Genomic DNA, 7,115 nt, shown 5'->3' with positions numbered 1-7,115 from the left:
TACAATAATCTCATTTGTGGTTCTGTTGGCACTTTTCATCATTAGTGGTGCACTAAGCAGCTAACAAGTCGCTCAAAGTGGACGCAAAACAGTTGGCTTGCGCTCATTCTTCGCTAATTTTAGCCAACAATTTGCGCCCGTTAGCGAGGCGTTATGTATTCAAGGAAGTCCTGTGAAAATACAAATTAATCTAGTAGTGATACTTTTGTCTTTAGTCTTAGTTGGTTGTAAAACAACAGCTCCTGTCCCTATGCCTAAAACAAGTTTTAAGCCAGCAGAAAATTTAAGTAATGAAAAGGTGTTAGTTGTATTTGAAGATAATTTTGCCAAGCACCTTCATAATGAATCACAGTTAATGATGATTTTTCAATACGATTTAGGTCAATACCTTTCTTACGCGATAAAAGATAGTTTAGACTCTTCATATGCAACTGTGGATATTGGCTCTACGACTGCAGACAAAAGTAACTATGATATTGTGATTACACCTCGTTTAGTTCGCTTTGAAGCGCCTGTGCCAATTCAAGTATATCTTCGAACAAAATCTGAAATAGAAATTGAATATACCGTAAATACTAAAGCACCTCTTAAGCCTTTTATTATTCAAGGCTTTGGAGACTACGAGATAGATTCTGATGAAGAAGAAAAGATATATGACAGCTTATCCGTTAGTGGTCCAGACATTTACTATTACGATGTTAGTACTGGAATCGGCATGAATATTCCAAACTATGCGTATGTCGCGGGTCGTGATTCAGCAATTGCGGTAAGACAGAGTTTAGTATCACTTTTGTCTCAACTTAAAAAGAAGCTAAAGAATACATAACAAGAGGTTCAAGAAGGTCTCGTAATAGCTTGCTCGAGCCTTCGGCAAACAGTTTAGCAAGCTAAAACTCGCCTCTTAACCAGGCGTTATGTGTTTTCGAGATATCTATGAACTCTGAGAAATTTGTGTCTTTATTAAAGTCTGAATTAGACATCTCATTTGAGCTTTATGCTAGTGAGAAATCTTACATTGGCAGTAAACTTGATTCATTAGATTTATCCCCTGAGAACAAAGACGAAGTGTTAGCACTTATCAAAGAGGCTGTAACAGAAAACTTATATGTTTTGCTAAGTGCACTTGAGGGAAGTGGCTCTCTTGCAGGTAATCAGCAAATCTATACGGTTGCAGACGAAAATAATTCTATTGTTAGTGGTGAGTTAGATTCAGAGTTTTATATGCAAGTTATTGAATCTAGCGTATAAAACACATAACAAGCAATTAAAGTGGGACTTTTTACAGTTTGCTCGGTTCCGCTTCGCTACACAATTTTAGCAAACTAATAAAAAGCCCCTTAATGTGGGCGTTAACAGGCTTTATGGAGTAGGTGTTGGATAAACTATTGGATGTCCAAATTGAAAATTATCGTGAATCGCTAAAATTAACACAGAGAGCGGTATTCTTTGGCTTACTTATAGCAGGAATTTCTTATTCTTTAGCTTATATTGGTAAAGGAGAAAAGTTACCTAAAGTACCTTTTCTTTCAATTGAATTTACTTCAATAATTTCATTACAAGTTACTTTACTTGTACTCTATTTAGGTTCAGGTTTTCTTTCTTGGTTCGCAATAAATAATGCTTATAAAAACCTTAACAGTATTCAAAATATAGAATTAGCAATTGCAACTTCAAAATATCCATGTTTAGCCGTTACAAACCCATGGTTTGGATCATTATTGGCAGGAGCATTACTTGGGATTGGCGCAATGCTTTTAGGTTCTATTTACGAGTTTAATAATAATTATCAAAAGTCACTTTATTTCATAGCTGCACTACCATATTGGTCAACTCTAAGAGTCGGTGGGATTATAAACTCATGGGACAAAAGAATTGAAAGTCGAGAATAGCCTGTTAACAAGGCATTCAAACGGACAAAAAACAGTTGGTTGTTTTCACTCCGTTCAACATTTTAACCAACAATTTTTTGCCGCTTAATGTGGCGTTATGCACCCTAGTATTAGCACAAGGATATATAGTGAAAAATATAGGCTTTAACTTTACTACTAATGATTTTAGATATTGTGTAATTGAAAAAGATGGTGACAATGTGGCTCTCTTAGATAAAAACAAGATTGTTTATCCTAAAGCGCTTGATGTAACAAGCATGTCTGGTTGGCTTGAAACTCAAATATGTTTGTTGCTTGATAATCACAATCCAAATCAGGTGGGCTATAAATTGCCGCTCGTTTTGAAATCAACCAAGCCAATTCAAAATTCATTATTCCCTCTTGGTATTTTGAATCTTTGTTGCCACAAAAGAAATATCTCAGCAAGTCACTTTACTAGCCAAGGAATTAATGCAACTAAGTTTGGTCTTGCGAAAAAAGATGATGTCTACAAGTATGTAGACGACAATCTTGGGATGCATCCCCCTTATTGGGACAAACCAACGAAAGATGCTGCACTGGTAGCATGGTTTTTACTATGAAAAAGCCAGATAAAATCAGAAAGTTTAAGGTTATCGATTTTTTAGGTAATGGAAATTTTGGCTTTGTATTCCAAGCTTATGACCCATTACTCAAGGCAGACAGGGCGATAAAACTAATCAAAGTCGCCAATCCGGATAAATTTGTCGAGGCCGTAAAAGAGGCTCAGACACTTGAGGCTTGCCGCCACAAGCATATCGTTGACGTTAAGGAAGTTGATGTTTTTGTATATGAAGGTACTCCATGTGTCTACATAGCAATGGAGTACTTAGCCAAAGGCTCTATTCAAAAACATCTCGAAAATCGATTTATATCGATCCAAGAGTCACTGAAAATTGTATCTGAGGCTCTTTTGGGATTAGAGCACGCCCACAATAGTAACGTCCTGCATAGGGATATAAAACCCGGAAATATTCTTTTTGGAGATAATGCTGAAGCAAAGTTATCAGACTTCGGCTTGGCATTGGATTATCACGTAGACCCATCAGATACAATGGGCTATAAGCCACATCAACCTTTAGAGGTAATTGATGGCAACCCAATGGACAAACTAAGTGATATATACGCAATGGGAATTACTCTCTATCGTCTAATAAATAACGTCCCAGATATGGCTTTTAACTTTTCAACGATGGATGAATGGAGGGCTGCGGTTAAAGGGAATAAGTACCCTGACAGAAAATATCTACCGCACGTCCCGAGAAAAATTAAGACCATAATAAATAAGGCAATTAATAATAGTCCTGATAAGCGCTATCAAAGTGCTAGCGATTTTCGACAAGCTCTTGAAAAATCAGTGCTATCGATAGACTGGAGTCCATTAAGCGCTACTACATGGGTTGGAACAGCACTAAATGGTGATAAGTTTGAAATTGAAAAGACACATAACAGAAGTGGCTGGACAATTGACTACAAAAGAAATGGCAGGCGCCTGAAAGTTCATTGCGTAAAAGGTCTTTCAGACGAAGAAGTCGATGAAGAGTTCTTCAAAAGAATCGTTGCATCATATGCATAACAAGCAGCTGCAATCTGACTCCGCAGTTGAGCTTGGCGTTAGGCTTCTAGGGAACGTATGAAGTTAAATCCAGTTTTAGAACAATATTTCTATCATGAAGGTAGGGGACCCGAATTACAAAATGTTCGTTGGAAAAACAACGGGGTTGTTCTATTTGGTTTCGAATACTACAACCCCGACGATACATACTCTGCCGAAAACCTTAAGCATATAATATTAAATAAGGTACAAACATTTTCTATGGCCAGTGATGAAGTACACGGCTGTATAGTTGCAAATCGAGATACTAATGCTGCAATACATGAAATTTTGGACTCAGATTGGTTAGCTTCGTTTAATCAGGCACATATGTCTAACTCTAAACATTATCAAATCATGTTTTATGACGAAATATATGATGTAGTTTGTGAAAGTATAAAATTTGGTTTGGGCAAAATCGAAGCCTAACAAGTCAATAAAGCGGGACTGCTAAAGCATGGCTCGGTTTCGCTTCGCTACACAGTATAGCCATGCATTTATCAGCCCCTTATTGGGGCGTTAGTTGCCCATAGTTTTTAAGCAACTATCTTTTGATACATTTATCGTGCTTAGTCATATTCTTAGCACGCTGTAAGTGAACATGGAGTAAGTTCTCGTTTTATACTCTTCTCTCATGTTTACATTTATAAGTTGGTTATAACACATCAGGTAAATAGCAAAGTTCTATGCTTCGTTTAGGTCTTGGTGTAAGTTATAACTTTAGTTAAATCAACTAGTTTGCAGTAGGGCAAACTAACAAGTGGTTCAAATCAGATTTGTCACACTTGTCTCGGTTTTTGCAAAAAACGCAAAAACACCAGCCAAGTATGTCAAACAGGTTAACCAAGCGTTAGGGTTACAAGGATAGTATGTCGCATATTGAACAATTCTGTGAGTCAGCTATAGCCAAAGGAGACGGCACTTCTCTAAATGATTCTGAGCATTTTGATAAAATGCAGGAAGCGATTACTCATATTAAAGAGTTGCCTAATTTAATTCCTTTACTCAATCATAAAAATGAGTGGGTTGTATGTTGGACTGCTAGTCATTTGCTTGCTAATGGTTATTCTTCTGAAGCACTAAAATCATTAAATAAACTAGCCACAGGTAGTGGTATAGCAAGCTTCAGTGCTGACATAACAATTCAAGAGTATAAACGTGGTTGCTTTAAATCACCATTTGGGTAAAAGTAACCCTAACAAGCTAATAAACAAGGACAAAAAACAGTTGGCTGTTTTCGTTCCTCAACATTTTAGCCAACAATTTTTTGCCCATTATTAGGGCGTTAGGTATCGTATGAGGTTTGAGTCTTGGATTTCACTTTCGAGCAAATAAAAAGTAGAAAGCCTGTATGGATAGCATTTTCTGATCTGTTCTTAGATACTGATGTAACTTTGATTTATGATGAAATTGCCCAAATTTGTTCAGAGTCTGAGTATTCCATAGCTGAGTTAAAAGAAATTTTAACTGAAGAAGTAGCGCCAGTTGTTTCAGGTAACCTTCTTTCTATAGCAGGTGAATGGGCGGGCTTTAATGAGGAATGGTTAGTGAAACAAATAACTAAGCCAAAAACTATATTCAAATCAAAAGCTTTCTACTTTTTTAAACCTCGGAATTTTGGATTGAATGGATATATTCGAGGTCACTGGAAAGTACTAGAACCCAAGATTTTAGCGTGTCGAGGCGATACCTAACAAGCAAATAAATCAGGACAAATAACAGTTGGTTTTTGCTCCTGCGTCGCTTATTTTAACCAACTGATATTTGCCCATTATTGTGGGCGTTATGTGTCGTTTTCGGGTTTATGGGCAGTAAAGCGCACGGTGTTAAAAGTGCAGTTTCATTAAGTGGTTTTTACTTGTAAACTGGCTTTCAATTAATCAGCTTTAGTGTTTACAAAGCCGCTGATAATAACAATAAAAAAATGTGGTTAAACAAACGCTGAAGTCCTGCTTTTCTATTTCTTCGCTAGGTTCTTCTCGTCACCTTATGGTTTGTCTTAAAGTGGTTTAATCTGGTGTTTAATGTGTGGGTTTGCCACGCTAGCTTTGGTGCATGGCCACATAACAAATAAATCAAGAACGGACGCATAAAGGTTGGCTTGCGCTCATTCTTCGCTAATTTTAGCCAACCATTCTGCGCCGCTTATTAAGGCGTTATGTGTAATCGATGAATGATTCGGATATAAAGTCAGCCATAGTAAAATTTGACATTGCAAAAGTAGCCATGATGAAAGCTAAAGTATTAGAGTTGTTTCTTGCAATGGATGATGGTCTAGACATGGGCGAGGAATTTAACAAATCGTCTTCCAAAGCTCTGTTAGATAGAATTCTCGCTAAAAAAAAGATTTATCTTTTATCATCAGAGGCTGATTTTATTCGCAATGAGATGCCTCAAATAGTTGTTGAAGTTATCTATGAAAATCAGGACTGTGTTTAAATACACATAACAAGCTGTTTAAGCGCGGGACTGCTAAAGTTTGGCTCGGTTTCGCTTCGCTTCACAAGTTTAGCCAAACATTATCAACCCCTTAACAGGGCGTTAGGTAACTAAGGAAGGTTATGCGTAAATATCTAGTGTGGATTTTAATGCTTCCAGCATTTAGCTCGTATGCTTCGAATGGTTGTTTTGATATGCAAGGCTTTACTCTTAAAGCTGGTGAAAAAAATTCACTCGGCGTAGAAGCACTAATGTCCTGTGGTCGTCTTACCGACTTGTGTGATTTATATATCAGAATCCCTTCGGAGTACGACACGGCAGCTATTATTTATGATCTTGAAGATACCGAAGATTCAGAATTATATATTCCAACCCCTGTCTATGACTGGGATGAAAAATATGTAAAAAAAGTGTACCGTTCACCTAGCGATATAGTTACTTTCTTAAGTCCTAAATTTCATGGTGTGCATATTCAAATAAAAAAGGACTACGCAGTGCATTCTACTCTTCATATAACTGAGTCAAATGGTTGTGAGTTCATAGATGTAGAAAGTTTGTCAGGTTGGTTTAAATAGTTACCTAACAAGTCAATAAAGTCGGACGCCTTACGCTTGGCAAGTGTTCGTTCCTCACAAAGTATAGCCAAGCATAATTTGGCCTCTTATTGAGGCGTTAGGTAGCCATTCTGGGATTGAGTTTTAAATGAGAGATCCGCAAAGAATTAACAAATTTTTAGAACTAATAAATCAACTTTGGACGAAAAATCCAGATTTAAGATTTAATCAGCTTATCTATATTTTACAAAATGGATATTCTCAAATTAACTCTGGCGTGGGCGAAGTGGAAAGCGCGGAGAATGATGGGTTTAAACAAACAGGTTTTGACTTGTTCAACGTCGAAGATGATGACTTTCTTGAGTATCTAAAAAGCAAAGTACAAAATTCTGAGTGGTAAGGCTTACCTAACAAGCTGTTAAAGTGGACAAAATTACGTTGGCTTGGTTTCGCTCCGCTTCACATTTTAGCCAACATAATTTTGCCCATTAACAGGGCGTTAGCTGTTTAAGGAGTATGTCGTATGATTCTAGTAGTATTACTAGCCTTAGGCTGTGCAGTTTTTTTCAATGTTGAGTATTATTCTGATCTAAAACGGATCCGTTCATATCTTAAAAGTAA

At 37.0% G+C, this 7,115-nt stretch carries 11 protein-coding genes; all 11 read left to right on the top strand.

All coding sequences use genetic code 11. The features are described 5' to 3' along the window. The first annotated feature begins 172 nt into the window (after positions 1-172). Positions 173-826 (top strand): hypothetical protein, encoded by a 654-nt coding sequence (locus tag IEY18_RS17190; RefSeq protein ID WP_188923099.1) that lies wholly within the window; start codon positions 173-175, stop codon positions 824-826. 107 nt (positions 827-933) lie between these two features. Then, entirely contained in the window at positions 934-1,248 is a 315-nt protein-coding gene (locus IEY18_RS17185; RefSeq protein ID WP_188923097.1) for a hypothetical protein, read from the top strand. A 125-nt stretch (positions 1,249-1,373) separates the two neighbouring features. Next, positions 1,374-1,889, top strand: a complete 516-nt coding sequence (locus IEY18_RS17180) for a hypothetical protein (RefSeq protein WP_188923095.1) — start codon at positions 1,374-1,376, stop codon at positions 1,887-1,889. A 128-nt stretch (positions 1,890-2,017) separates the two neighbouring features. After that, entirely contained in the window at positions 2,018-2,470 is a 453-nt protein-coding gene (locus tag IEY18_RS17175; RefSeq protein ID WP_188923092.1) for a hypothetical protein, read from the top strand. Beyond that, a complete protein-coding gene (locus IEY18_RS17170; RefSeq protein WP_188923090.1) occupies positions 2,467-3,483 on the top strand; it encodes a serine/threonine-protein kinase in 1,017 nt (338 codons plus the stop codon). Before IEY18_RS17175 ends, IEY18_RS17170 begins: the two co-directional genes overlap by 4 nt. A gap of 57 nt (positions 3,484-3,540) precedes the next feature. After that, on the top strand, positions 3,541-3,930 hold the full coding sequence (locus IEY18_RS17165; protein ID WP_188923089.1) for a hypothetical protein: 390 nt from the start codon (positions 3,541-3,543) through the stop codon (positions 3,928-3,930). A gap of 440 nt (positions 3,931-4,370) precedes the next feature. Further along, complete coding sequence (locus tag IEY18_RS17160) at positions 4,371-4,688, top strand: hypothetical protein (RefSeq protein WP_188923088.1); 318 nt, start codon at positions 4,371-4,373, stop codon at positions 4,686-4,688. 123 nt (positions 4,689-4,811) lie between these two features. Then, positions 4,812-5,195, top strand: coding sequence for a DUF7079 family protein (locus IEY18_RS17155; protein WP_188923087.1), 384 nt, complete (start codon positions 4,812-4,814; stop codon positions 5,193-5,195). Positions 5,196-5,670: 475 nt separating this feature from the next. Beyond that, positions 5,671-5,940 (top strand): hypothetical protein, encoded by a 270-nt coding sequence (locus IEY18_RS17150; protein WP_188923086.1) that lies wholly within the window; start codon positions 5,671-5,673, stop codon positions 5,938-5,940. A gap of 122 nt (positions 5,941-6,062) precedes the next feature. After that, positions 6,063-6,515 carry a hypothetical protein gene (locus tag IEY18_RS17145; protein ID WP_188923085.1) on the top strand — a complete coding sequence of 151 codons (453 nt, stop codon included), beginning with the start codon at positions 6,063-6,065 and terminating at the stop codon, positions 6,513-6,515. A 127-nt stretch (positions 6,516-6,642) separates the two neighbouring features. Next, the gene (locus IEY18_RS17140) at positions 6,643-6,894 is read left to right on the top strand and encodes a DUF1040 family protein (protein WP_188923084.1); all 252 of its coding nucleotides are present in this window, start codon (positions 6,643-6,645) and stop codon (positions 6,892-6,894) included. Positions 6,895-7,115: the final 221 nt, after the last annotated feature.

Source organism: Shewanella gelidii (genome assembly GCF_014647855.1).
GTDB classification, from domain to species: Bacteria; Pseudomonadota; Gammaproteobacteria; order Enterobacterales; family Shewanellaceae; genus Shewanella; species Shewanella gelidii.
Note: the sequence above shows the minus strand (reverse complement) of the source record. Positions and strands in the feature narration are given on the sequence as shown.